The following is a 25156-nucleotide window of genomic DNA, read 5'->3' on the forward strand; positions in this document are numbered from 1 at the left end:
AGTTAGAGAATGCCACGCAGCCTCAAGAAGGGCCCGTTCGTCGACGACCACCTCCTCGCGAAGGTCGACGTCCAGAACGAGAAGGGCACCAAGCAGGTCATCAAGACCTGGTCGCGCCGCTCGACCATCATCCCCGACTTCATCGGTCACACCTTCGCCGTCCATGACGGTCGCAAGCACGTGCCGGTGTTCGTCTCGGACAACATGGTCGGTCACAAGCTGGGCGAGTTCGCGCCCACGCGGACGTTCAAGGGCCACATCAAGGACGACCGGAAGGCGAAGCGCCGCTAATGAGCAACGAAGCAGCCACCACCAACCCGACCGCGTCCGCGACCGCCAAGTTCGTTCGCGTCACGCCGATGAAGGCGCGCCGCGTGATCGATCTGGTCCGCGGTAAGGACGCCGAGCAGGCGCTGGCCATCCTGCGGTTCGCGCCGCAGGCGGCGAGCGAGCCGGTCGCCAAGGTGCTCGCCTCGGCGATCGCCAACGCGCAGAACAACCTGGGCATCGACCCGCGCACCCTGGTCGTCTCGGAGGCGTACGCCAACGAGGGTCCGACCATGAAGCGCATCCAGCCGCGTGCCCAGGGCCGCGCGTACCGGATCCGCAAGCGCACCAGCCACATCACCATCGTGGTGGAGTCGCAGGAGTCGAAGAAGCCCGCCGCCAGCCGTAACAGCCGGAAGGGAGCGTAAGCATGGGTCAGAAAATCAACCCCCACGGCTTCCGCCTTGGCATCACCACGGACTGGAAGTCCCGCTGGTACGCCGACAAGCAGTACGCCGAGTACGTCAAGGAAGACGTCGCGATCCGTAAGAAGCTGACCGACGGCCTCGAGCGCGCCGGCATCAGCAAGATCGAGATCGAGCGCACCCGCGACCGTGTGCGTGTGGACATCCACACCGCGCGTCCCGGCATCGTGATCGGCCGCCGCGGCGCGGAGGCCGACCGCATCCGCTCCGAGCTGGAGAAGCTGACCGGCAAGCAGGTTCAGCTGAACATCCTCGAGGTGAAGAACTCCGAGGCCGACGCCCAGCTCGTCGCGCAGGGCATCGCGGAGCAGCTGAGCAACCGCGTGGCGTTCCGCCGCGCGATGCGCAAGGCGATCCAGTCGGCGATGCGTCAGCCGAACGTCAAGGGCATCCGGGTGCAGTGCTCCGGCCGCCTGGGCGGCGCTGAGATGAGCCGCAGCGAGTTCTACCGCGAGGGCCGTGTGCCCCTGCACACGCTGCGCGCCGACATCGACTACGGCCTGCACGAGGCGAAGACCACCTTCGGGCGGATCGGCGTCAAGGTGTGGATCTACAAGGGCGATGTCGTCGGTGGCCGGCGCGAGCTGGCCGCCCCGTCGAACAACGATGACCGTCGTGGCCCGCGCCGCGAGCGCCCGCAGCGCCCGCGTCGTAGCGGCGCGTCGGGCACCACCGCCACCAGCACCGAGGCCGGCCGCGCCGGTGACGAGGCTGTGACGGCGGCTCCGGCAACGACCAACCAGGAGGGCTGACGCCATGTTGATCCCCCGTCGGGTGAAGCACCGCAAGCAGCACCACCCCAAGCGCTCCGGCGCCGCCAAGGGTGGCACCACTGTGGCGTTCGGTGACTACGGCATCCAGGCTCTCGAGCCCGCCTACATCACCAACCGTCAGATCGAGTCCGCTCGTATCGCCATCAACCGCCACATCAAGCGTGGCGGCAAGGTCTGGATCAACATCTTCCCGGACCGCCCGCTCACCAAGAAGCCCGCCGAGACCCGCATGGGTTCCGGTAAGGGTTCGCCCGAGTGGTGGGTGGCGAACGTCAAGCCCGGTCGCGTGATGTTCGAGATGACCTACCCCAATGAGCAGATCGCTCGCGAGGCCCTGCGCCGCGCGCAGCACAAGCTCCCCTGCAAGACCCGCATCGTGACCCGAGAGGAGCAGTTCTGATGTCGAACACCGTCGCCGCTGATCTCCGCGGTCTCACCGCGGACGAGCTGGTGGAGAAGCTGCGCGAGGCTAAGGAAGAGCTGTTCAACCTGCGCTTCCAGATGGCCACCGGACAGATGAGCAACAACCGTCGCCTGCGCACCGTGCGTACCGATATCGCCCGGATCTACACGATCCTGCGCGAGCGGGAGCTCGGCCTGGCCTCGGGTCCGGAGGGTGACGCCGCATGAGCGAGAACGGAAGCAATGTGACCACCGAGCAGCGCAACAGCCGCAAGGTCCGTATCGGGTACGTCGTGTCCGACAAGATGGAGAAGACCATCGTCGTCGAGCTCGAGGACCGTGTGAAGCACGCCCTGTACGGCAAGATCATCCGCACCACCTCCAAGGTGAAGGCGCATGACGAAGAGGGCCTCGCCGGCGTGGGTGACCGCGTCCGGATCATGGAGACCCGTCCGCTGAGCGCCAGCAAGCACTGGCGTCTGGTGGAGGTGCTGGAGAAGGCCAAGTAAGGCCGGTTTCACACCGCACAGACTCGAAACCCCGGCTCTTCCGCGAGGAAGAACCGGGGTTTCGTCGTTGTCATCAGCCGCAGGAGGCGATGAGTGCGTTCGCCGCCGCGGTGAGCGCACTGTTCGCGGGATTGGTCTTGGGCCAGGTCTGATCCTCGGCGCCGCGTGCCGCCTGATCGGCTCGCAGCGCATCCGCGTAGGCGTCGAGCTTGGACTTGTAGTCGACGAGCAGCGCGCGGATGCTGGGATTCGGGTCCGCGGTCGTGATGATCGCGGGCAGCTTCCCGGTTTCGGTGGCGATCGCGGCGAAGTTCGCCGACATCAGGCCGGCGATGCCCTCCCAGGTCCAGTACGGATCACCCTTGGTGAACGTGATGGTGGCTTCGGATGCGGGCCGGCGGGTGTCGTAACCCGCGCGCCAGGCCCGGCACGCCGACTTACCCGCGGAATCCGCGGCCGCCGCGCGCGAGGATGCGAGCGTGGTCTGGTACGCCGCGACATCGCTGGGATTCGCGGAGCCGGTGCCCGGCACCGTCGCACACCCCGCCAGCGCGGCCACCGCACCGATCACGGCCAGCGCCCCCGCCGCCCTGCCCTTCACAGTTGTCATCGTTGTTCCTCCCCCGGCGCGGCGGAAAAGCCGCGCCTTCGTCACATATTGTCACGGTGGTGGCGGCGCAGGCGAGAGCCCTGCCACTCCCGGTTTTCGGGATGCACGCACCTGCTCGCACGGGTGCTATGCTGGTAGGTGATGCGGAACGCTAACGTTCCGCGCCGTCGTAGGGCTCCCGGGCCCCAGCCGTCTCGCCGCACCCGCGGTTCGAAGACGCCTCCCGGTTCTTTTCTTGCGGCGAACGGACGCGGCCACCGCCGCCTTCGCCACCCACCACCGTTAGGTACAAGCGCACCTTGACTACAACTGTGTCCGCACCCTCTTTCACCGATCTCGGCGTGCCCGCCGACGTCGTCGACGCCCTGGTCGCGATGGACCGGCCCACGCCCTTCCCCATCCAGGCCGACACCCTGCCCGACACCCTGGCCGGCCGCGATGTGCTCGGCCGCGGCAAGACCGGCTCCGGCAAGACCCTGGCCTTCGCCATCCCGCTCGTCGTGGCCGTCGACAAGGCCCGCGGCTCGCGGCGCCGTCCCGGCCGCCCCGTGGGCCTCGTGCTCGCGCCCACCCGCGAGCTGGCCACCCAGATCACCGCCACCGTCGAGCCGCTGGCCAAGGCCCTGGGCCTCAACGTGACCACCATCTTCGGCGGCGTCAAGCAGTCCCGCCAGGAGCAGGCGCTCGGCAACGGCGTCGACATCGTGGTGGCCTGCCCGGGCCGCCTCGAGGACCTGATGCGCCAGCGCATCGTCGACCTGTCCGACGTGGCCGTCACCGTGCTCGACGAGGCCGACCACATGGCCGACCTCGGCTTCCTGCCCGTGGTGACCCGGATCCTGGCCGCCACCCCGTCCGACGGCCAGCGCATGCTGTTCTCGGCGACGCTGGACAACGGCGTCGACAAGCTGGTCCGCAAGTTCCTCTCCGAGCCCGTGATGCACTCGGTCGACCCGGAGAACTCGCCGGTGGCCGATATGACCCACCACGTCTTCGAGGTGAGCGGCAAGGACGACAAGACCGAGCTGGTGCGCGTGCTCGCCTCCGGCATGGGCCGCCGCATCCTGTTCACCCGCACCAAGCACCAGGCCAAGAAGCTGGCCAAGCAGCTCACCGCGCAGGGCATCCCCGCACGTGATCTGCACGGCAACCTCAGCCAGCCGCAGCGCGACCGCAACCTGGAGGCCTTCAGCACCGGCACCGCCCGCGTGCTCGTGGCCACCGACATCGCCGCCCGCGGCGTGCACGTGGACGACATCGAGCTGGTCGTGCACGTCGACCCGCCGGCCGAGCACAAGGCCTACCTGCACCGCAGCGGCCGCACCGCCCGCGCCGGCAGCGCCGGCACCGTGGTCACCGTGATGCTCTCCGAGCAGAAGCGCGACACCGTGGCGCTGCTGAAGAAGGCCGATATCAGCGCCCGCCCGGTCGCCGTGACCGCCACGGCGCCGGTCGTCACCGATCTGGTGGGGGAGCCCGCCCCGTTCGTCACGCCCGCACCCGAGCCCGCGCCGCAGCAGCAGCCGCGTCGTCGGTCCTCCGGTGGGCAGCAGCAGGCGCGTCCGCCGCGGTCGCGTCGCGGTGAGCCGCACCCCGGTGGCCGTGGCGGCCAGTCGCGCGACGGTCAGCCCCGCGGCGGCCAGCAGCGCAGCGGTGCCGGACAGTCCCGCGGCACGCAGCAGTCCCGCGGTGCGCAGCAGTCGCGCGGCGGCCAGCAGCAGCGTCGTCGCGCCACCCGCCCGGCGGGCTGATCCGACGCGCCTGGCGCGCATCGCATCCGCTCCACTCGAACGCACCCCGTACGCGGGGTGCGTTCGCGTTTTCCGGGTGCGGGACTCAGCCCTCGCGGCTGATCCGGAGCACCTCGTCCTCGGTGGGCGGGGTGGCCGGATGATGGCTCAGGCACATCGGTGCGTGCAGCCGGATGGTGTCGTTGCCGGTGCCCAGGTAGAAGTCGCCGGGGCCGAGGCCGCCGATGGCGTCGATCCGGCCGCCGCGGGCCGCCGCCAGATCCTTCGCCGCCTGGATCTGCACGGGCGCATTGAGTTTCCCGTACAGGTGGGTGGCGCTGTTGCCGACGATCTTGTTGTGCAGGCCGGTGGGGGACTGGGTCGCGAAGACCAGCCCGAGCCCGTACTTGCGGGCCTGGGAGGCCAGCAGTAGCGTCGATTCGGTGGACGGCTTCACGGCCCCCGACGGCGCGATCTGCTGCGCCTCGTCCATCACCAGCAGCCAGCCCAGCGGACGATCGCCCGCGGGGTGCCGCTTGATCCACGAGAACAGCGCGAGTTGCAGCTGCGAGACGAAGGTCTGGCGCTGCGTCTCGTCCGGCAGCCCGATCAGGCTGATCACCGAGATCCGTGCCCGATTGCCGGTACTCGGGGTGAGCAGTGCCGATGGGTCGACCGCCTGCCCCTCGCCGCCCAGCAGCGGATTGTTGATCAGCGCCGCCTGCAGGTTGTTCGCCATATCCGGTGCCAGCTTGTCGGCGCTGGGCAACTGGCTGCGGTCGGCGTCCCAGTCGCGCAGGAAGGCGATGAATCCCTGCACGGTGGACCGGTCGGCCTGCCGCCCGTACGCGGTGAGCGATTCGCGCAGGATCGCGCGCTGCTGTTCGCGCCGCTGGCCGGACAGTCCCACGTGCTGTTCCAGCGCGCTCGCGCACGCCTCGACGGCCATGGCGAAGCCCTCGCGGGCCTCCTGCGCCTCCAGGTCGGTGCCGTCCATCCCGGCGCGCAGCGCGGCGAAGTCCGGGATCGGCTGCAGCACCAGCGGTCTGGCGGACGGGCGGTTCGGCGTCCACACCACCACCTCGGTGTCGCCGAGGTAGGCGTCGGCCCGGTCGGCATCGCCCGGCCACCAGCCCGACGGTGCCTGCGGCCAGGCCTCACCGAGGCGGGAGAGGTCGTTGTTGGGGTCCAGCACGATCGCCGAGGTACCACGCAGCGCGCACTCCTCGATGAGCCGGCGGATCAGCACCGTCTTGCCCGAGCCGGAGCCCGCGAAGATCGCGACGTGCTTGCGCAGGTCGGCCGGGTTCACGGCGATAGCCCGCTCGTCCGGGGCGAGGCCCAGCGCGATCGGCTGCTCCGGGGCGGCGGGCAGCGGTCCGGCCGGTCCGGCGCTCGACGGTGCCGCGGGCTCGGGGCGGGCGGGTTCCGGGCGGGCCGGTTCGGAGCGGACGGGTTCCGGGCGGGCGGGTGCCGGGGTGCCGGAGAACATGAGATCGGCCATCGCGCTGGACAGTCCGCCCACCTTGCCCACGGCGTCGCCGGGGACCAGTGCGCGGGCCCGGCGGGCGGCGTTCGTTGCCGCATTCGACCGATCATGCACCGCACCGGGTTTCGCCTCCAACCCGGCGAACAGTCGCAGGCCGTGCGCCGGACGCCGCGCCGTGAGCCACTCGTCGAGGCCATCGGGCGCGCGATCGATCAACCGGCCGAGCGCCTCCAGTGTCGCGAGATCACCCTCGTCCAAGGGTAATTGCTGGGCGCCGCGCTCGATCGCATCCGCGATCACCGCCGATGCCTTGGGGCTGGTGGGCCACGGCGTGGAGCGCAGCAGGAAGAGTTGGCGGCGGTCCTGCCCGGCCACCAGGCCCGCGCCGATCGCCGCGGACTGCACCCGGTTGGTCACCGCCACCGGGTTCGCCGCGGGCACCGCGCGGAAGGCCCAGTGCTGCTCGTCCTCGGTCCGGCCGGCGAGGCGCCGCCGCAGCCGCGCATCGAGTTGCCTTCCGCCGCGCTCGATCTGGAAGCCTTCGCCACCGTCCTCGCGGGTCCACGCCCGCAGTCCGGCATTGAGCAGGTGGGCCATCGCACCGTCGGCCGCGGCCTGATCGGTGGCGACCTCGCCGACTCGGGCGCGCACCCGCAATGCCTCGAATTCGGCGTCCAGCTTCGTCAGCAGATCCTCGGGGGCCACCGCCACCGGTTCAACGGGACGGACCGCAGCCGCGGCCGGTACGGGGCGGGCGGCACCGTCCTCGAAGGAGGTCAGCTCGAACACCGAATGCGTGGCGAGACAGGAGCGGATGTGCCCGTCGACGCGGGTCAGCAGGTCGCGCGGGGTGTGGTGCACGGCGGTCGCGAAGGCCTCGGGCGCCACCGGCCAGGTGGGGTGGGGCGGCGTGAACTCCTTCGCCCGGTACGCGGCGGTGAGCCGGCGCTCGACGATGGCGCGGGCCACGGCACCGTCGGGCAGCGATTTGAGCGGGCCCACCACGCGGAACCGATCGGCCACCGAGGCGGTGGCGCGGGTCTGCAGCGTCTCCCAGGCGGTGGGCAGCATGCAGGCCACGGTCACGGTGCGGTACAGGCCCTGCCGCAGCGCCATCAGGCCGTGGCCGATCTGCTCGACCACCTCGTTCTCCCCGGCCGGTCCCTCGGCGCCGGGGGCGCCCAGGGTGGCGGCGGACTGCGCGAGCAGCGTGTCGATCTGGTCGACCGCGAACACGGTGGCGCCGGTCTCGGCGAGGAAGGCGGAGATCGCGCGCACTGTTTCCACGGCCGGGAAGCCGTGCGCGGGCAGGCCCCAGTGCAGCCGCTCCGCCGCCGTCTCCTCGACCTCGATGTCGTCGAGGAAGGCCGAACCCAGATCGGCCAGACGCGAATCCGGGGAGGCCAGCAGCACCAGGGCGCGTAGCACGCCGTGGTACTGGCGCACCTGCGGCCGCCGGTTCGACATGGCCGTGACGAGCGCGTCGAGCGTGTCCGGGGTGGGGGCGGCGTCGCCGGAGAACTCGCGGCGCTGCGCGCGGGAGAGCCCGGCCTCGTCGGACAGCAGCCAGATCAGCTGCGCCAGCTGGGTCGGATGATCGCGGGCGGGCCGCAGCAGCGAGCTGCGCAGCGAGGTGAGCGCCGCGCGCCAGAAGTCCGACGAGTCCAGCAGCTCCAGCAGCACGAAGTAGTGGCCGTGGCTCTGCACCTCGTCGCGGAACCGGGTGAGCAGGTGCGTCTTTCCCGTGCCCGCGTTGCCGGTGATCACCAGGCCGGTGGGGCAGGGTCCGGTGGAGGCCACCGCGTCGCCCAGCGAGTCCTCGAGGTCGTCCCAGACATCGGTGTGCAGGCCGTCCACGTGCAGATCGGTGGCTGAGTCCCACACCTCCTCGTAGGTGGGCGCCCAGTTCAGCCGGACGGAACGCAGCGCCGCGCGCTGGTCGTCGGTGAGGCTCATCGGGTCACTCGGATCGCGTGCAGCTCACGGCCGCCCAGGATCAGCGCGGCGGCGCGATCGTCCGCGGTGAGCGCCTTGAGATTGTCCTCGGCCACGATGTCGACCCCCGGTTCCGGATACAGCTCGCGCAGCGCCGCATCGACGGCGTCGCGCGGCAGGTCGGGCAGGTTCGCCCGCAGTTCTCGCAGGGTGAGCCAGGCCCCGGGCCGGGCCGCCGCGCGCTGGTAGGCGGCGCGGATCGTCTCGCCGGTCACGGCGCCGCCCGCACCGGTGGCCGGCAACAGCACCTCGCCCAGGGCGAGGGATTCGCGGCGCAGGTACCGGCCCAGCCCGCCCGCCAGGGTGAACAGTGCCCGGGTCGACGGTGCGCTGCCCGCCGGGGGATCGGACTCCAGCAGCTCGGCGGCGGCGGCCCAGCCGCGGTCGGTGAGGGCGAGCACCGTGGACCGGCGCGCACCGTCGGTCACCTCCAGCAGGCCGCGCTGCACCAGCTTGGCGCGTGAGCGTGCCTCCAGGGCCGGGCCGAGCTGCTTGAGATCGGGATTGCGGACGGGGCCGGCCACCGCGGCCAGCACCAGCAGCGCCGACGCCTCCGTGCCGGTGAGCCCCGCGGTGAGCTCGCTCATCTCGTCCCCCTTCGGCGGCGTCCGCCCGTGATCGCCCGTCACCGGAAAGTATGGTCCGTGGCCCGGCCGGCCGCGCCCGGACCCACACCGGCGACGCTACGCGGTCCGGCGGGCCCCGGGCGAGCGGATCACCGCACCGAGGGCAGGTCGGCCCGAATCACCTTGTCCAGCAGCTGGTCGTAGCCGTACTGCTGCTTCGCCGCGGCGACCAGGCGGTCGCGCTCCTCGGGCGCCGGATCGCCGATGAGCTGCTGCACGGCCTCGTACGGGCTCGCACCCGCGACGATCCGGTCGCGCCACGCGGTGCCGTTCGTGCGCTCCAGCAGGCGTCCCAGGACGGCCCCCACCTGGTAACTGCGGTTGCCCGTGAGGTAGTTGAACAGGTCACGCGAGTCGTCGGGAACGCGGTTCGGGTGGTCGTCGTCCTGGCCGCCCTCGGTGACGAAGGCGTCCTCGGCGAAGCGGGCGGTTCCCTCGTAGCTCTCCTGCTCCCGTTCCACTGCGCGCACGCCGGGCTGCTGCTGATAGCGGGTGGCGCGGAGGGCGAGGAAGCTGCGCAGGGTGGCGCGCGCATCGTCGGCGGTGGTCGCGGGCTGCGCCAGTACGCGGTCCTCCACGAGGGCGAGAGCGTGCACGGAGGCGGGATCGCGGGGGTAGGTCATCGGGTCCTCCTGGCCGGGGGCGAGGCCGAAGGTGCCCTGGTACGTGTGGAAGGCCTCGTGCACGTCCACCCGGGACAACAGCCACTTCGTCGGGTCCCAGGTATCCCGGGCGCCGGGACCGTAGTTGTAGCTGATCACGCCGTTGTCGACGGCGAAGAAGGGGACCTCGGCGAGGGCGTCGATTCCGGGGCCGGAATCGATCCGGTACACCGGCTGCAGGCCCAGCTCCTTCGGGAGGTCGACGGGGGTGGCCTTCCCGAGGGCGGTCGGGTTCGGGTGGCCGATGGCGTAGGCGTACGTGGGCTTCTTGGCGCCCGCAGGCAGGGCGCCGAGCACCCGCGGTTGCCGGTCCGGCCGGAACGCGGGCGCCCAGATCTCGCCGGCGCGCTCGGTGAAGGTGCGGGTGATGAACGCGAGCTGGGTGAACAACTGCCGGTCGGTCTCGGGGAGGCTCTGCCAGACCTTCGAATCGAAGGCGCGCGGTTGGACGACGGTGTCGCTGCGTGCGGGCGGGGGCGCGGGAGCGGGTTCGTCGATGGTGGAGCATCCGGCGGTCAGCCCGACCAGCAGGGAGGCGAGGACGACGAGGGTCAGCGGTACGTAGCGGTGGCGTTTCATGGTCCTGAGCCTGGTGCGGCAGGGGGTGCACCGGCATCGGACGAATGGCCGGTATTGCGGGTCGACGGTCCGCCGATCGGCGGGCGCGGGCGCGCCGCGGTGCCGCCCAGGAACGATTTGAAACTGACCTGCGGTTTCGCCTATCATGGACGGGTTGCCTGTCGCCTCGCGCGTCGGGTGACGGACCGCGCGTGTTCGGGTCGGTAATCCGGCGCGCATGAAAATCCAGGTCTGAGGAGACAAGCTAGTGATTCAGCAGGAATCGCGAGTGCGTGTCGCCGACAACACCGGGGCGAAGGAAATCCTTTGCATCCGCGTGCTCGGTGGCAGCTCGCGCCGCTACGCCGGCATCGGTGACGTCATCGTCGCCACCGTCAAGGACGCGATCCCCGGCGGCAACGTCAAGCGCGGCGAGGTCGTCAAGGCCGTGATCGTGCGCACCGCCAAGGAGCGCCGCCGTCCGGACGGCTCGTACATCAAGTTCGATGAGAACGCCGCCGTCATCATCAAGAACGACAACGATCCTCGTGGCACCCGCATCTTCGGCCCGGTCGGCCGCGAGCTGCGCGACAAGAAGTTCATGAAGATCGTCTCGCTGGCTCCGGAGGTGCTCTAACCATGAAGGTGCACAAGGGCGACACCGTTCTCGTGATCTCGGGACCCGACAAGGGCGCTAAGGGCAAGGTCGTCGAGTCCTTCCCGAAGGCCGACAAGGTCCTCGTCGAGGGCGTCAACCGGATCAAGAAGCACACCAGCACTTCCGCCACCGCGCAGGGCGGGATCGAGGTCAAGGAAGCCCCGATCCACGTCTCCAACGTGATGGTCGTCGACTCGGACGGTAACCCGACCCGCGTGGGCTACCGGACCGACGAGGAGACCGGCAAGCGCGTGCGGATTTCCCGCAAGAACGGGAAGGACATCTGAGATGACTACCTCTGAGAAGACTCAGCCGCGCCTGAAGGCGCGCTACCGCGCCGAGATCAAGGACGCGCTGAACACCGAGTTCAACTACGACAACGTCATGCAGATCCCCGGCGTGGTCAAGGTCGTCGTCAACATGGGCGTCGGCGACGCCGCCCGCGACGCCAAGCTGATCAACGGCGCCATCAAGGACCTCGAGCTGATCACCGGCCAGAAGCCGGAGGTCCGCAAGGCCCGCAAGTCCATCGCGCAGTTCAAGCTGCGTGAGGGCATGCCGATCGGTGCGCGCGTCACGCTGCGCGGCGACCGCATGTGGGAGTTCCTCGATCGCCTCACCTCGATCGCGCTGCCCCGTATCCGCGACTTCCGCGGCCTCAACGGCAACCAGTTCGACGGCAATGGCAACTACACGTTCGGCCTGAACGAGCAGTCGATGTTCCACGAGATCGACGTGGACAAGATCGACCGCCCGCGCGGTATGGACATCACCGTCGTCACCACTGCCACCAACAATGAGGAAGGCCGCGCGCTGCTCAAGCACCTCGGCTTCCCCTTCAAGGAGAACTGAGCCATGGCAAAGAAGGCGCTGGTCAACAAGGCCAACAAGAAGCCGAAGTTCGCCGTTCGCGCGTACACCCGTTGCAACAAGTGCGGCCGGCCGCACTCGGTGTTCCGTAAGTTCGGCCTCTGCCGTATCTGCCTGCGCGAGATGGCGCACGCGGGCGAGCTCCCCGGTGTGCACAAGAGCAGCTGGTGAGTAGTTCCCGGTAACGGGAACCCGATTCACGCGAGGGCGCGCCTCCACTTCGGTGGGGGCGCGCCCTTCGTCATGGGCGCCCCGCGTGGTTCGCGGACGGCGTAAACGCGCCTCGAACAGGCGACATGCGTCACGAATCCGGTAACGGACTTTCCCCGTTACCGATCGGTTAACTAGTATTTCACCTCATGTTGGTGCGTGCAGACCAGGCGCTACCACGCGAGCCGCGTGGGGAGCGGCCCGACCGTCGGTGGGGACGGCGTGAGTGGACCTGGGTGGTCGTGGTCATGGTGGGCTTCGTGCTCGCCGTGGAAGCCGCCGCCCTGGCCTACGGACTCCGCGGGCCGGTGCGGCTCCTGGGCGACGACTTCGTGGGCCGCCCCGTTGCGGGTGAGGTGAAGGTCGCGGGCCTCGCGCTCGCCGTCATGTGCATGCCGCAGCGGTTCCGCTGGCCCTTCCTCGGCACCATCGCCGGCGTCGAAGTCCTGTTCAACCTCCAGCGCTACCTCGCGGGCGTGCACCTGCACTTCGGCAACGGCGTCATGTGGGCGCTGGCCGGCCTCGCGATCTACGCGCTGTGGAAGCTCACCGGCCGCGAGCAGGAGGCGGTGCTCAAGGCCGTCGGCATCGCCGCCATCCTCATCGTGACCAGCCGGGTGGCCGGGGTGTGGCTCGAACTCACCATGCAGGCGCTGCCCTTCGTGGCCGATTGGTTCGTGGAGGTGGCCGACCGTGCGCTGGGCAGCCCGTCGTGGGTGATGGGCCGGTTCGTGAACGAGCACCAGTGGTACCTGTGGCTGATCACCAAGGTGTACACCTACCTGCCCGTGGGCGCGGCCGTGGTCGCGTACTTCCAGCTGCGCCGCAGCTCCACCGAGGGCTTCCCGCGGCATCACATCGTGCGATCGTTCATCCTGATCGGCGCCATCGGGCCGATCGTCTACTTCCTGTTCCCCGTGGTCGGTCCCGCCTACGCCTTCGGCAATCAGGTGCCCGGTGCCGCCTGGCTGGACGTGTGGCCCAACGTGGTGCCCAGCTCGCTGGAACCGATCTCCGCGTACTACAGCCAGTTGGCGCCGCGGAACTGCATGCCCAGCCTGCACACCGCGTGGGCCACGGCCATCCTGCTGCACGCGCTGCGCGGACCGCGGCTGCTCAAGGCCTTCGGTGTCTTCTGGTTCGTGTGCACGATCTCGGCCACGCTCGGCATCGGCGCCCACTACGGCATCGACCTGGTGGCCGGATTCATCTTCGCGCTCACGCTGGAGACGGCGCTGGTGCGGCCCGAGGACGGCTGGCATCGCCGGCGCCTGGTGACCATCGCCGGGGGAGCGAGCGCCTTCGCCGTGATCCTGCTGGCCACCCGCTACCTCAGCGTGCCCATGGCGCAGAGCGGCCCGGTCGCGGCGATGCTGCTGCTCGGTGCCGCCGCCGCGATGGCCTACGCCTTCTACCGGGTCGCGTACCCGGAGGCCTCGGAGACCCGCCTCGGCGCGGTGGTCGACGGTGCCGTGCCCGCGGTGCTGCCGGATTCGGCGCAGGCGCCTCGTCTGCGCGCCTGACCGCGCGATAGGTTCTCCTGGTGAGCGGGAATCGGCAGCGACGCGGGCGGGGACCGGTCATCGCGGTGGCCGCGGCCGCCGCCCTCATCGCCCTCATGGTGCTGCGCCCGGTGGGGCCGATACCCCTGTTGCTGCTCGGTGGCGTGGCGGCGCTGGCGCTGATCATCGGGGTGTCCGGCGGCGGGAGCCCGACGGCGGGTCTGGCTCAGCCCCACGCGGCCCCCACCGGGCGGCCCCGTCCGTCGGCGCGCGCAGCCGCGCCCGCACCGAAGCCGAGCCGGCGCGAGCGCTGGGACCGCGCCCGCACCCGGCACGACGAGGTGCTCTCGGAGTACGGCGCCTACGAGCTCGATCCCGAGATGCTGCTGCGCTTCCCGGCCATGTGGGACCTCGGTGCCGAGAAGGTGATGGCCTTCCACGACGCACTCGATCACGCCGGAGCGCTGCGCACCGACGATTTCCCCGGCGATACGGCCCGCGCCGATGAGTACGCCGAGGCCGTCACCGATCTGCGCGCCGCGTGGTTCGCCGCGGATCGCTACGCCCGCAGCACCGGTGTCGACAATCTCGCCCCCGAGGATGCCCGGGATCTGGATCGCGGCCTCAAGCTGTACCGGCACGCCCAGGCGGCGCAGGCCGAGGAACGTGCCGCCTACCTCGATCAGGTGGTGTCCACGGTGGACCGGCTGGTGGATCGCGGCGTGATCACCCGCACCCCGGCTCTGCGCGCGGAACTGGAGAGCCGCGCCCGCAAGGCCATCGAGGGATAGTCCGTTCGATCCTCGAACCGACCGTCGTGCGAATGCGACGCGCGTGTGAAGGTTTGTTACACATGTGACTGATGTTGCGTATGGTGTTGGTGTGGATATGACGCGCAGGGCGATGCTCGCCATGGCGGCAGCCACCGTTCCGGCGACGATGCTCGCCGCGCGGGCGGCCGCCGACCCCGGATCAGGACCCGGCTCGGGCGGGACGGTGCCCGGTACTCCCGGTGCGGCCCCCGCCGCTGCGGCGACGCGCTGGACGCCGGAGCGCGCGCAGCAGTGGCGCCAGCAGGTCGGCTGGATGGTGGGCTGCAACTTCATCAACGCCAACGCCGGGAACCAGTTCGAGATGTTCCAGGCGCAGACCTTCGACACCAACCGGATCAACACCGAGCTCGCCTGGGCCCGCGGACTGGGGATGAGCGTGATCCGCGTCTTCCTCCAGGATCAGCTGTGGACAGCCGACCCGGCCGGGTTCAAGCAGCGGCTCGACACCTTCCTGTCGATCGCCGCCGCCAACGGCATTCGCACCATGTTCGTGCTCTTCGACTCCTGCTGGGACCCGAACCCCAAGCCCGGTGTGCAGCGCGAGCCCACGCCCGGCGTGCACAACTCGACCTGGGTGCAGAGCCCCGGCGCGGCCGGACTCACCAATGCCGACACCAGCGCGCTGCAGGCCTACGCCACCGGCGTGGTCTCCGCGTTCGCGCAGGATCCGCGCGTGGTGGCCTGGGACGTGTGGAACGAGCCGGAGAACCTCGCCGATTCGTACCCGCTGAGCCCGCCCGACAAGGTGGCCCGCGTGGCGCAGTTGCTGCCCAAGGCCTTCGAGTGGGCGCGGGCGGGCAATCCCTCGCAGCCGCTCACCTCGGGCGTGTGGGCCGATACCCGGCCGGAGATCCGCACCATCCAGCTGGAGCAATCCGATGTGATCAGCTTCCACAGCTACGATCCGCCGGAGAAGTTCCGCGCCATGGCCGCCGATCTGGCGAAGCAGGGGCGGCCGCTGCTGCTCACCGAGTACATGGCCCGCCCGCAGGGCAGCCGGATCGAGACCATCCTGCCGATCTGCAAGGAACTCAAGATCGACGCCATGCAGTGGGGATTCGTGGCCGGCCGCAGCCAGACCTACTACCCCTGGGACTCGTGGAAGCAGCCGTACGTGGGCGTGCGCCAGCCGCAGGAGTGGTTCCACGACATCCTCTGGCCCGACGGTAAGCCGTATCGGGACGCCGAGATCGCGACGATCCGGCAGCTCACGGCCGGCACCGTCCCGCCGGCCCCCGCGGCTCCGGCCGCTCCCGCCGCCCCGGCCGCCCCGGGCCAGGCCCCGGCTCCGCAGCAGGCAGTGGCTCCGCAGCAGCAGGCCGCGCCCGCACCGGCACCGCAGCAGCCGCCCCCGGCCGCGCAGTAGCCGTCGGCCGCGATCGGGGTCAGCCCGTGCGGACGAAGGCCCCGTCGAGCCGGTAGTAGGCCGACGCATTCGACCCCGGCCCGAGGCTGACCCGCATGATCGGCGCGGCGACCCGCGACGACGGGGCCTCCCGGTCCTGGTCGATCTCGAGTCCGATCGCGTGCGCGTCGATGGGCGGGACTGAGAAGCGTCGCTCCACATCGGCCCGCGCCCGCTCGATCCCGGCGGGGTCGACCGCGGTCAACGCGAACGAAGTGGCACTCGTCGAGCCGACGGGCCGCAGCGCGATCTCGGGGAACCGGCCCACGACCTCCGTGAGGGTGCCGCTGCGGCCCGGACCGTCCACGCGGATCTCGAGCACGCCGCGCGCGGAGCCGGACGGCCCGACGGAGCCCACATTGCTCCCGAAGGACTTGTACTCGAAGCTGTCGATCACGGGCCGGTTCGGGTCGATCCCGTTGTCGCGCAGCAGTCGCTGCGCGACGGGGAGCGCACCGTCGACCTTCGCGAGTGCCAGGTTGTCGGGCAGGTTCCCGGACGGATCGGCCTCGGCCGTGAAGTCGGCGACGGCGATCGTGGCCACGAGGCGCTTGTCCGAGCTGCGGCGCCCGATCTCGATCTTGTCGGAGCGGTCGTCGGACCGATCCACGCCGAGTGTGGTCGCGGCGGCGCGCGCCTTCGTCGCCGCCGCGGCCAGATCGAGGCCGGCGATATCGGCGGCGCGGAAGGCCGCATCGGCCCGATCCGTGGTGGAGCTGCGGCTCGGCTGGTTCCACGACGGCGTGCCCAGGCGGGAGTACTGGAACCAGATCGATTGGCCCTTGGCCAGATCCAGCAGCCGGATCTGCGTCCAGTTCTCGTCGATCTCGATGCGGAGGATCGCGTTGGTGCTGCCCGGAAAGAGCTCCTCCGCCTTCGCGAGCACGGTGCGCAGCTCCATCGACGGGTCGACGACGGCCTTCTGCTTCGCTGCCCCGAGCGCGGAGGTGCTGCGTTCCTCGGAGATCACGGCGACGGCGGGAATGCCGGCGGACAGCACGAGGATCCCGGTGATCAGCAGGCTCACGGCCACGGTGCCCGACGGTGCCCGTCGCAGCCGGTAGGCCAGCGCGACGATCGCCGCCACGGTCCCCACCGCCCAGATCGTGGCCGCGGTGCCGCTGCTCACGCTGGCGCCCACGAGACCCACCGTGGTCACCGCCACCAGCGCCACGGCGGCCGTCGACGCCTGCTTCGCGGTCAACTCGCCCTCTGCCACGTCGATCAGGGTATCCGTCGCCGTCGTGCACGAATCAGGGTGAGCCCAACGCGTGTGTTCGCAAGTGCAGGCAACTTACGGTCGCGCTATCGGGGCCGTCCGGCTCCCGGGCCAACGAGGAGACCACCATGACCGCTTCGACCACCGGCGCGCTCACCGCCATCATCGACGTCACCCGCGACGCCGTCACCCGCAACACCGCCAACGCCCACGTGGTCTTCTCGGCCTCGGCGGTGCCGCAGGGCACCGTCGGCAGTGTGACCACCGCCCGGCAGCACAAGCTCGCCGTCGATGAGCCGCCCACCCTCGGCGGCGAGGACACCGCGATCAACCCGGTGGAGGCGTACCTCGGTGCCCTGCTCGCCTGTCAGGTGGTGACCTACCGCTTCTACGCCGACAAGCTCGGCGTCACGATCGACGAGCTGGCGCTCAGTGCCGAGGGCGATCTCGACGTGCGCGGCTTCTTCGGCCTCGACGAGAGCGTGCGTCCCGGTTTCACCGCTGTCCGCGTCACCGTGAACATCTCCGGCCCGGACTCCGAGGAGCGCTACCGCGAGTTGACCGACACCGTCGATGCGCACTGCCCGGTGCTCGACCTCACCCAGAACTCGACGCCCGTCACCACCACGCTGGTGGTCGGCTAGCTGCCGGAGCCCTCGCCGGCGGAGGAGGTCGCCTTCTCGGTGGCCTCCGCCGTCGTGGCGGTCCCGGCATCGGCCGGCGTGGCCGACGGTGCGGTAGCGCCGGTTTCGGTAGCGCCGGTTTCGGTGGTCGACGGTGCGGGCGTCGCCTCGGTGCTCGGGGTCTCCGGTTGCGCGGTGGCCGTTGCGGGCGTGGTGGACGATGCCTCCGGAGCCGGCGTGGTGGTGGCGGCCGGGGCCGACGGCTCGGTGGTCGCGGCAGCCGGGGTCGAATCCGCCTCGGTGGAGACCTCGGGTGTCGCCGCGTTCGCCGTCACGCCGGCGGCGATGGCAGGCGCGGGTTCGGTGGCGGGCTGCTCGATCGCCGGCGTGACGGGGCTCGCGAACACCGGCTTGGGGATCACGGAGTCGGCGTCGACGTTCGGGCCGAACAGGCTCAGGAGCCGGTTCAGCTGGGTGTCCGGGATGGTGGGCCCCACGACGGGCGGAGCGGCGCCCTCGATCTCGGCGATCAGCTGTCGGTATCGCGCGAGCGGGCTCGCGGTGGCGACGACGGGTGTCTCGGGCGCGGTGGTGATCGCGACCTTGCCGGTGGCGAAGTAATCCAGCACGGCCTGGTTGAGCACGCCGTCGGTTCGGCGGAACAGGCCGTGGTCGCCGCCGTCGACGGTGATGAGGTTGCCGCCCAACTGGTCGGCGAGGACGCGTCCGCCGGCAGCCACGGTGGCGGGGTCCTTGAGGCTCTGCAGCAGCAGGGGAGCGGTGGTGAGGCCGGCGCCGGAGAACTCCGGCGTCTTCACGTACCCGTAGCCCATGAAGCGATAGCCTTCCGAGATCATGTACTTGGCCTGGATGCTGGCGCTGGACTCGCCGGCCGCGATGGCATCCTGGTAGGCCTTTTCGGCGGCCTCCTGAAGCGCGACGTACTTCGGATCGGGTTCGGTGCCGGCAGGATTCTTGGCGGCGGTAATCGAGTTCTCGTTCACCGCGGTCCCCTGGTAGCCGGACAGTCCGGCGCCGTCGCTGACCATGGCCGACCTCGGGGCGAGTCGCTTCGCGAAGGCCTGGATCTCCTCCACCGACACCTTGTTCGCCTCGATGAGCTTCATGACCGAGGCTTCGGCCAGGGGACGCATGGCGAAGTCGATCTGCGCGGCGTAATCCGACCAGCTGGAGCGGTCGTACGCCATGGAGAGCGCGTTGGTCATCAGGCCGCTGTCGCCGTACCCACGGGCGGCGTCGAGTGAGTACACCTCTCCGGATTTCACGGCGGCGGCCAGGCGCGCGGCGTAGTCGATCTTGGACACGCCCTGGATCACGGTGTTGAGGTCGGCAAGGATCGCCGCGGCGGAGGGGCGGAGCTTCTCGGGGAGGTCGGCCTCGCGGAGTGCGGGTGGCAGGTAGTTGTAGACCCAGGAGTTCGAGTCCTCCATGAGGCGTGCCGTGTTCCAGGCGGAGTACACCTTGTACGGGGTGTCGCCGAGGCCGAAGACCTCGTTGTTGGCGGCTGCCCAGTCGAAGAAGTCGTACAGCCGCCGTTCCATCGCGAGCGCGCTGGCAGCGATCTTGAAGGTGCCACCCCCGATTCCCAGTGTGGCGGGGTTGACGTTGGAATCGAGCACCATCTTGTCCACGTTGCTCGGGAACAGGGTGGCGTAGGCGGCGCCGAGTTGGGTGCCCCAGGAGGCGCCGTAGTAACTGATCTTGTCCACGCCCATGGCCTTACGGAGTTCATCCATATCGCGGGCCACGTTCTCGGTGGTGAGCGTTCGGCGGTAGGCCTGATCGGCTACTTCCTCACACTCGGTCTTGGTGCTGCACACGTCGCTGGTGGCGTGTTCGAGGCCGCGCGGTTGCAGGGCGATGAGGGCGTAGTCGCGGTACATCTCGGTGGGGGTCCCGCCGAAGAAGTCCTTCCTCCAGAAGTCCAGGGCGGAGCCGCCCGGTCCGCCGGGGTTGCCGAGGATCACGCCCTTGGGGGTGCCGGTGGGGAGGAAGCCGGTGGCCAGGATGTTGAACGTGCCGGCGGACGGGTTGGCGTAGTCCATGGGCACGGTGATGGTGGTGCACTTCGCCGCCGCACCGTCCGGTCCGGTGACGACCACATCGGCGGGGCAGTCACCCCAGGTGGCCGTGGAGGCGGTGGTGGTGGCCGCTGCCGGTGCCAGGGTGAAGCCGACGGAGGGAACCAGGGTGACGATCATCGCGGTTGCGAGGGACATCCCGAGTGATCGGCGTGAGCGAGGGGGACGGGGCGCGGTGACGCGGGGGCTGGACATGCGGATCCTTCACATGGGGAAGCTAATGGCGGGTGTGCCGTCGATGTTGCGGTAGCGATCTAAGCACAAGGATGGTCCGATATGGCCGGTTGGCAGCAAACGATGTCGGTCCGGGCGAGAAATGCGTCCGCCCTGCACATCCGGTGTCCAGGTCCGGAGGTATGCGAACGGCCGGCCCCGCGTGGATCGCAGGACCGGCCGTTCGCTAGCACAGGTTTACGTGCCGCTGGTGCTCCCGGAATCGGCGGTGCTCGCCTTCTCGGTGGCTTCCGATGTGGTGGCCGATTTCTCGGTCGTCTTGTCGGTGGTCGACGGTGCGCCGGTCCCGGCGGTTGCCGGGGTGCTGTCGGTGGTCGACGGTGCGGTGTCGGTCGTGCTGGTGGTGGGTGTGCCGGTGCTGGCTGTTCCCGTTGTCGGCGAGCCTGTTTCGGTGGCAGCGGCGGTGGGGCGGTCGGGCTTCGGGGTCGAGGTCGCGGGTGCGGTCGCCGGTGCCGCGACTGCTGCCGAGGCGGTGGTGGTGTGGGGTGTGCTTGCCGCCGTGGGGAGTCCACCGGCGAGTGTGGTGCTGGCGGCGAGCGCGGGTGCGGGTTCCTTGGTCGCGGTGCTGGTTTCGCTGGTGGTGGGAGTGCTGGCCGGCGTGCTGGGCTTGGCGAAGGTCGGCTTGGGGACGATGGAGTTGGCATCCACGTTGGGGCCGAGCCAGCTGAGGATCCGGTTGAGCGGGGTGTCAGGGATGGTGGGGCCAGTGACCCGTGGTCCGACAATTCCGTTGTTGGCAAGTATATTTCGTACTTCGGTGATCGGGTTGGTGGCAGCCTGGGGGGCCTCCGGGGCGGTAGTGATGCTGACTTTGCCGGAGGTGAGATATTGGAGGACGGCCTGATCGACCGCGGTGCTGCCGCCACGGAACACGCCGTGGTCGCCACCGTCAACTGTGATCAGCTTGCCTCCGAGCTGCTCGGCGAGAACGCGACCACCGGAAGCGACAGTGGCCGGGTCTTTGAGACTCTGGAGGAGCAGCGGCGCGGTCGCCAGGCCGGCACCCGAAAACTGGAGCGGCTTGACGAATCCCGTGATCATCGAGAAATAGCCTCGGAAATTTTCGTACGCGGATCGAATGGTCGCGCTGGACTCACCGGCTGCAATGGCGTCTCGGTAGGACTTCTCCGCCGCATTCCGCAGTTCGATAAGTTTGGGATCGGGATTGCGTTGGGCGGCAGCGTCGAACGCAGCAGCATTCGTGGCCGCGTTCACCGCCTCCCCTTGGTAGCCGGCCAATCCTGCTTGGCTGCGGACCGCTGCCGACACCTGACCGGGTTCTGCTACGAGGCTCTGAACGACTGCTTCACTCAGCTTGCCGGAGGCGACCAGGCTCTGTAGGCCCGCGACATCAAGGGGGCGCAGGGTCATATCGACGAGTGCGGCATACGCTGACCACCCCTTCCTGGAATACATCACTGCAGACGCGGCGTCCGTGAGCGACCCGAACTGTTGACCGGTTGCGGGGGTCGTGTTGTACACCGTGCCGGCCTTCACGGCGGCGGCGAAGCGCTCGGCGTAGTCGAGCTTCGACATCCCCTGGATCACCGTGTTGAGGTCGGGGAGGATCTTGGTGGCGAGGGGGCGGAGTTCCCGAGGCAGGTCGGCCTCGCGGAGCGCGGGCGGCAGGTAGTTGTCGATCCACGCCTGCGGGTTCTCAATCAGGCGAGCGGTGTTCCAGGCGGAGAACACCTTGTACGGGGTGTCGCCGAGGCCGATCACCTGGTTGTTGGCAGCGGCCCAATCGAAGAAGTCATAGAGCCGCCGCTCAGACGCCAGAGTGCTCTCGGCCGCGGCGAACCACCGACCACCCACCTCGAGGGTGGCGGGGTTGATATTGGAGTCGAGCACCATTTTGTCGACCCGTTGCGGGAAGAGGGTGGCGTAGGTGGCGCCGAGTTGGGTGCCCCAGGAGACGCCGAGGTAGCTGATCTTGTCGAGTCCCATGGCCTTGCGGAGCTCGTCCATATCGCGGGCGATGTTCTCGGTGGTGAGCGTCTTCCGGTACGCCTCGTCGGCTTTGGCCCGGCACTCGTCCACAGTACTGCACACGCCGCTGACGGCGTGTTCGAGGCCGCGGGGTTGCATGCCGATGAGGGCGTAATCGCGATACATCTCCGCGGGGGTGCCCACGCCCTTGCCCCAGAAGTCCAGGGCGGAGCTGCCCGGCCCGCCGGGGTTACCGAAGATCACGCCCTTGGGGGCGCCGGTGGGGAAGAAGCCGGTGGCCAGGATGTTGAAGGTGCCGGCGGCGGGGTTCGCGTAGTCCATGGGCACGGTGATGGTGGTGCACTTGGGGGCTTCGCCGTTGGGGCCCTTGGCGGTCACGTCGGTGGGGCAGTCGCCCCAGCTCGCCGAGGGTGTGGAGGTGGTGGCCCCCGCCGGTGCCAGGGTGAATCCGGCGGCGGGTGCGAGGGTCACGATCATCGCCGTGGCGAGCGACATGCCGAGCGGTCGGCGAGAGCGAGTGGGCCGGGGTGCAGTGATGCTGGGCATGCGATTCCTTCACACGAGGGCGGGCCGTGGGGCGCCGGTGGTGGCTACTTGCTAGTGGTGCTTCCCGAGTCGGCGGTGCTCGCCTTTTCGGTGGGCTCCGATGTGGTGGCTGACTTCTCGGTTGTCTTCTCCGCGGGGGCGGAGTCAGTGGTGGTGGCCTTGTCCGTGGTCGACGGTGCGGTGTCGGCCGTGCTGGTGGAGGGCGTGCCGGTGGTGGCGGTTCCCGGTGTCGGCGAGCCTGTTTCGGTGGCAGTGACGGTGGGCCGGTCGGGCTTCGGGTTCGAGGTCGCGGGTGCGGTCGCCGGTGCCGCGACTGCCGCCGGGGCGGTGGTGGTGTCGGGTGTGCTTGCCGCCGTGGGCAGTGCGCTGGTGAGCGCCGTGCTAGCGGCGAGGGCTGGTGCGGGTTCCTTGGTAGCGGTGCTGGTTTGGCTCGGGGCCGGTGTGCTGGGTGCGGCGAAAGTCGGCTTGGGCACGATGGAGTTGGTGTCGACGTTCGGGCCGAGCCGACTCAGGAGCCGATTGAACGGGGTGTCGGGGATTGTGGGGCCAACGACTGTGGGCGCGACGATCCCGTTGTCGGTGAGTAGTTTCCGGACTGAGGCGAGGTAATTCACAGGGGTGATCGGAGTTTCGGGTGCGGTGGTGATGTCGACTTGCCCTGTGGTGAGGTACTTGAGCACGGCCTGGTCCACAGTGGTGTTGCCTCGCCGGAAGGCGCCGTGGTCACCGCCGTCAACCATGATTAGCTTGCCGCCGAGTTGTTCTGCGAGGGCCCGGCCGCCGGGTGCCGTGGTGGCGGGGTCGAGGAGGCTCTGCAGGAGGAGTGGAGCGGTCGCGAGGCCTGCGCCGGACCATGAAGCGGGCTTCCCGCCCCAACTCACTTCCGTCAGTCCTTGAATGATGGCGGCTCTGGCACGTAACGAAAGGGATGACTCGCCCGCAGCGATTGCTCGATCCAGGTCCTTTTCGGCGATCTCCTTGAGTTGCAGGATTCTCGGATCGGCGGTGAACACGGGGTTTCCCTCTCGTGCACGGACTCCGGCGTTCGTGCTAACTGCACTACCCTGAATGCTCTCCAGGATGGCGGCAAGGTCTGTGCCATTCACGGAGCCGATTTTTGACGAGGTGCCGCCGATGCCCTTGATCAGCGCCACGGTGCCAGGGTCGAGCGTACTGATGTCGACCAGTTTGCTCACTTGCTTGAGGTCGATCGGCCGGAGTACCGCATCGATCTGTCCAGCGTACGGCGACCAAGCCGAGCGGGAGTACATCGCGGTGATGGAGTTGAGCATGATCGGCGACGTTGGCTCGCTGACTGCGGCACCGACGTTGGCGATTTCCTTGGTCCTTGCGGCTGCGGCGAGGCGTTCGGCGTACTCGCGCCTGGACATGGTCTGGATCACGGAGTCGAGCTTGGGGAGAAGAGTGCCGGCGATGGGCCGCAGGTTCTCGGGGAGGTCGGCCTCGCGGAGCGCGGGTGGGGTGTAGTTGTACACCCAGGATTTCGGGTCTTCGATGAGACGGGCGGTGTTCCATGCCGAGTACACTTTGTAGGGCGTATCGCCGAGGCCGATCACCTGGTTGTTGGCGGCGGCCCAGTCGAAGAAGTCATACAGGCGCCGTTCGAATGTGACGTACGAGGCAGCCGTGGCGAAGTTGCCGGCTCCCACCTGGCTGACAGGGTTCACATTCGAGTCGAGCACCATCTTGTCGACCCGCTGGGGGAACAAGGTGGCGTACACGGCGCCGAGTTCGGTGCCCCAGGAGGCGCCGTAATAGCTGATCTTGTCCACGCCCATGGCCTTGCGGAGTTCGTCCATATCGCGGGCGATGTTCTCCGCCGTGAGCGTCTTCTGGTAGGCCGCGTCAGCTTGCTGGATGCACTCGGGGGCAGTGGTGCAGGTGAGACTGGTGGCGTTCTTCAGGCCGCGGGGTTGCAGGCCGACGAGGGCGTAGTCGCGGTACATCTCCGCGGGGGTGCCCGTGCCCTTGCCCCAGAAGTCGAGGGCGGAGCCGCCCGGTCCGCCGGGGTTGCCGAGGATCACGCCCTTCGGCGTCCCGGCCGGGAAGAAGCCGGTGGCCAGGATGTTGAACGTGCCCGCGGCGGGGTTGGCGTAGTCCATCGGCACGGTGATGGTGGTGCACTTCGCCGCGACACCCGCGCTGTTGGTGACCGCGACGTCCGCGGGGCAGTCACCCCAGCTCGCCGACGGTGTGGATGTGGTGGCCCCCGCCGGCGCCAAGGTGAAACCGGCGACGGGCGCAAGGGTCACGATCATCGCCGTCGCGAGCGACATGCCGAGCGGTCGGCGGGAGCGAGTGGGCCGGGGTGCGGTGATGCTGGCCATGCGATTCCTTCACACGAGGGGAGTCCGGTGTCCATCCGATTGCGTGTTTGCGATAGCGGTGCGCACACAACCGTTGTCACGCTACGGTAACGCGCTCCGCCGCGCGCCCCGCCGGGCTTCATGGAACCGTCACATTCCCCGCGAGCCCCCGGCTGAAGCCGTACGCGGCCAGCCCGTGTTACTCGCGCGTTAAGGCCTTGTTGCGGGCTGGGTTCCTCGACTGTTGCGGTGCCAGAATCTCCGCATGCATCTGACCACGGGCGATACGGAGAAGCTGCTGCTGTCCGTTGCCGGGATGGTGGCCCGCGACCGGCTCAGCCGCGGTGTCGCACTCAACTACCCCGAGGCCGTCGCACTGCTGAGCACCTGGGTCATCGAACGCGCCCGCGAGGGCCGCTCCGTGCCCGATCTCATGGAGGAGGGGCGCCGCGTACTCACCCGCGACCAGGTGATGCCCGGTGTCCCCGAGATGATCGCCGACGTCCAGGTGGAGGCCACCTTCCCCGACGGCCGCAAGCTCGTGACCCTGCACCACCCGATCGACTGAGGC

24 protein-coding genes are annotated in these 25156 nt (G+C 69.5%); 16 read left to right on the forward strand and 8 right to left on the reverse strand.

Going from position 1 to position 25156, the window contains the following annotated elements; all coding sequences use genetic code 11:
* The first annotated feature begins 9 nt into the window (after nt 1-9).
* From rpsS to rpsQ, 6 genes are read left to right on the forward strand one after another with little or no spacing between them, the layout of a single operon-like run.
* Entirely contained in the window at nt 10-291 is a 282-nt protein-coding gene (gene rpsS / locus TTY48_RS13275; RefSeq protein ID WP_220657939.1) for a 30S ribosomal protein S19, read from the forward strand.
* A complete protein-coding gene (gene rplV, locus TTY48_RS13280; RefSeq protein WP_220657940.1) occupies nt 291-695 on the forward strand; it encodes a 50S ribosomal protein L22 in 405 nt (134 codons plus the stop codon). The genes rpsS and rplV overlap by 1 nt, the downstream gene beginning before the upstream one ends.
* Before the next feature lie 2 nt (nt 696-697).
* Complete coding sequence (rpsC, locus tag TTY48_RS13285; RefSeq protein ID WP_013128012.1) at nt 698-1504, forward strand: 30S ribosomal protein S3; 807 nt, start codon at nt 698-700, stop codon at nt 1502-1504.
* A gap of 4 nt (nt 1505-1508) precedes the next feature.
* A complete protein-coding gene (gene rplP / locus TTY48_RS13290; protein WP_013128011.1) occupies nt 1509-1925 on the forward strand; it encodes a 50S ribosomal protein L16 in 417 nt (138 codons plus the stop codon).
* Complete coding sequence (gene rpmC / locus TTY48_RS13295; protein ID WP_013128010.1) at nt 1925-2155, forward strand: 50S ribosomal protein L29; 231 nt, start codon at nt 1925-1927, stop codon at nt 2153-2155. Before rplP ends, rpmC begins: the two co-directional genes overlap by 1 nt.
* Nucleotides 2152-2436, forward strand: a complete 285-nt coding sequence (rpsQ, locus tag TTY48_RS13300; RefSeq protein ID WP_220657941.1) for a 30S ribosomal protein S17 — start codon at nt 2152-2154, stop codon at nt 2434-2436. The genes rpmC and rpsQ overlap by 4 nt, the downstream gene beginning before the upstream one ends.
* 73 nt (nt 2437-2509) lie before the next feature.
* On the opposite strand, the gene TTY48_RS13305 is transcribed toward rpsQ, so the two are convergent.
* Nucleotides 2510-3046, reverse strand: coding sequence for a hypothetical protein (locus TTY48_RS13305; RefSeq protein ID WP_220657942.1), 537 nt, complete (start codon nt 3044-3046; stop codon nt 2510-2512).
* 374 nt (nt 3047-3420) lie between these two features.
* Between TTY48_RS13305 and TTY48_RS13310 the strand changes: the two genes are divergently transcribed.
* On the forward strand, nt 3421-4797 hold the full coding sequence (locus TTY48_RS13310; RefSeq protein ID WP_255585761.1) for a DEAD/DEAH box helicase: 1377 nt from the start codon (nt 3421-3423) through the stop codon (nt 4795-4797).
* Nucleotides 4798-4882: 85 nt separating this feature from the next.
* On the opposite strand, the gene TTY48_RS21375 is transcribed toward TTY48_RS13310, so the two are convergent.
* The 3 genes from TTY48_RS21375 to TTY48_RS13325 all read right to left on the reverse strand — a co-directional run bounded on the left by TTY48_RS21375 (nt 4883) and on the right by TTY48_RS13325 (nt 10127).
* Nucleotides 4883-8221 carry a helicase HerA domain-containing protein gene (locus TTY48_RS21375; RefSeq protein ID WP_255585668.1) on the reverse strand — a complete coding sequence of 1113 codons (3339 nt, stop codon included), beginning with the start codon at nt 8219-8221 and terminating at the stop codon, nt 4883-4885.
* Nucleotides 8218-8847 carry a hypothetical protein gene (locus TTY48_RS13320; protein WP_220657944.1) on the reverse strand — a complete coding sequence of 210 codons (630 nt, stop codon included), beginning with the start codon at nt 8845-8847 and terminating at the stop codon, nt 8218-8220. Before TTY48_RS13320 ends, TTY48_RS21375 begins: the two co-directional genes overlap by 4 nt.
* A 128-nt stretch (nt 8848-8975) precedes the next feature.
* Nucleotides 8976-10127, reverse strand: a complete 1152-nt coding sequence (locus TTY48_RS13325) for a hypothetical protein (protein ID WP_220657945.1) — start codon at nt 10125-10127, stop codon at nt 8976-8978.
* 247 nt (nt 10128-10374) lie between these two features.
* On the opposite strand from TTY48_RS13325, the gene rplN reads away from it, so the two are divergent.
* The 7 genes from rplN (at nt 10375) to TTY48_RS21470 (ending at nt 15545) form a co-directional block, all read left to right on the forward strand.
* Complete coding sequence (rplN, locus tag TTY48_RS13330) at nt 10375-10743, forward strand: 50S ribosomal protein L14 (protein ID WP_146561181.1); 369 nt, start codon at nt 10375-10377, stop codon at nt 10741-10743.
* A 2-nt stretch (nt 10744-10745) separates the two neighbouring features.
* Nucleotides 10746-11051 (forward strand): 50S ribosomal protein L24, encoded by a 306-nt coding sequence (gene rplX / locus TTY48_RS13335; RefSeq protein ID WP_220657946.1) that lies wholly within the window; start codon nt 10746-10748, stop codon nt 11049-11051.
* Nucleotide 11052: 1 nt separating this feature from the next.
* Nucleotides 11053-11616 carry a 50S ribosomal protein L5 gene (rplE, locus tag TTY48_RS13340; RefSeq protein WP_220657947.1) on the forward strand — a complete coding sequence of 188 codons (564 nt, stop codon included), beginning with the start codon at nt 11053-11055 and terminating at the stop codon, nt 11614-11616.
* A 3-nt stretch (nt 11617-11619) separates the two neighbouring features.
* Nucleotides 11620-11805, forward strand: coding sequence for a type Z 30S ribosomal protein S14 (locus tag TTY48_RS13345; protein WP_220657948.1), 186 nt, complete (start codon nt 11620-11622; stop codon nt 11803-11805).
* Between the two features lie 188 nt (nt 11806-11993).
* A complete protein-coding gene (locus TTY48_RS13350) occupies nt 11994-13367 on the forward strand; it encodes a phosphatase PAP2 family protein (protein ID WP_220657949.1) in 1374 nt (457 codons plus the stop codon).
* A gap of 20 nt (nt 13368-13387) precedes the next feature.
* Complete coding sequence (locus tag TTY48_RS13355) at nt 13388-14137, forward strand: hypothetical protein (protein ID WP_255585669.1); 750 nt, start codon at nt 13388-13390, stop codon at nt 14135-14137.
* A 97-nt stretch (nt 14138-14234) separates the two neighbouring features.
* Nucleotides 14235-15545, forward strand: coding sequence for a cellulase family glycosylhydrolase (locus TTY48_RS21470; RefSeq protein WP_304941253.1), 1311 nt, complete (start codon nt 14235-14237; stop codon nt 15543-15545).
* A gap of 19 nt (nt 15546-15564) precedes the next feature.
* Here the strand turns inward: TTY48_RS21470 and TTY48_RS13365 are convergent, their stop codons facing one another.
* On the reverse strand, nt 15565-16803 hold the full coding sequence (locus tag TTY48_RS13365) for a hypothetical protein (protein ID WP_220657950.1): 1239 nt from the start codon (nt 16801-16803) through the stop codon (nt 15565-15567).
* Nucleotides 16804-16931: 128 nt separating this feature from the next.
* On the opposite strand from TTY48_RS13365, the gene TTY48_RS13370 reads away from it, so the two are divergent.
* A complete protein-coding gene (locus tag TTY48_RS13370) occupies nt 16932-17447 on the forward strand; it encodes an OsmC family protein (protein ID WP_220657951.1) in 516 nt (171 codons plus the stop codon).
* Here TTY48_RS13370 and TTY48_RS13375 read toward each other — a convergent pair.
* The 3 genes from TTY48_RS13375 to TTY48_RS13385 all read right to left on the reverse strand — a co-directional run bounded on the left by TTY48_RS13375 (nt 17444) and on the right by TTY48_RS13385 (nt 24606).
* Nucleotides 17444-19666 (reverse strand): alpha/beta fold hydrolase, encoded by a 2223-nt coding sequence (locus TTY48_RS13375; protein WP_220657952.1) that lies wholly within the window; start codon nt 19664-19666, stop codon nt 17444-17446. The genes TTY48_RS13370 and TTY48_RS13375 overlap by 4 nt on opposite strands.
* Before the next feature lie 273 nt (nt 19667-19939).
* Complete coding sequence (locus TTY48_RS13380; protein WP_220657953.1) at nt 19940-22258, reverse strand: alpha/beta fold hydrolase; 2319 nt, start codon at nt 22256-22258, stop codon at nt 19940-19942.
* Between the two features lie 44 nt (nt 22259-22302).
* Nucleotides 22303-24606, reverse strand: a complete 2304-nt coding sequence (locus TTY48_RS13385; protein WP_220657954.1) for an alpha/beta hydrolase — start codon at nt 24604-24606, stop codon at nt 22303-22305.
* A 244-nt stretch (nt 24607-24850) separates the two neighbouring features.
* Between TTY48_RS13385 and TTY48_RS13390 the strand changes: the two genes are divergently transcribed.
* Complete coding sequence (locus TTY48_RS13390; protein WP_220657955.1) at nt 24851-25153, forward strand: urease subunit gamma; 303 nt, start codon at nt 24851-24853, stop codon at nt 25151-25153.
* The last annotated feature ends 3 nt before the right edge of the window (nt 25154-25156 follow it).

It is taken from the genome of Tsukamurella sp. TY48, from assembly GCF_019656655.1.
In the GTDB taxonomy this organism is placed as follows: Bacteria; Actinomycetota; Actinomycetes; order Mycobacteriales; family Mycobacteriaceae; genus Tsukamurella; species Tsukamurella strandjordii.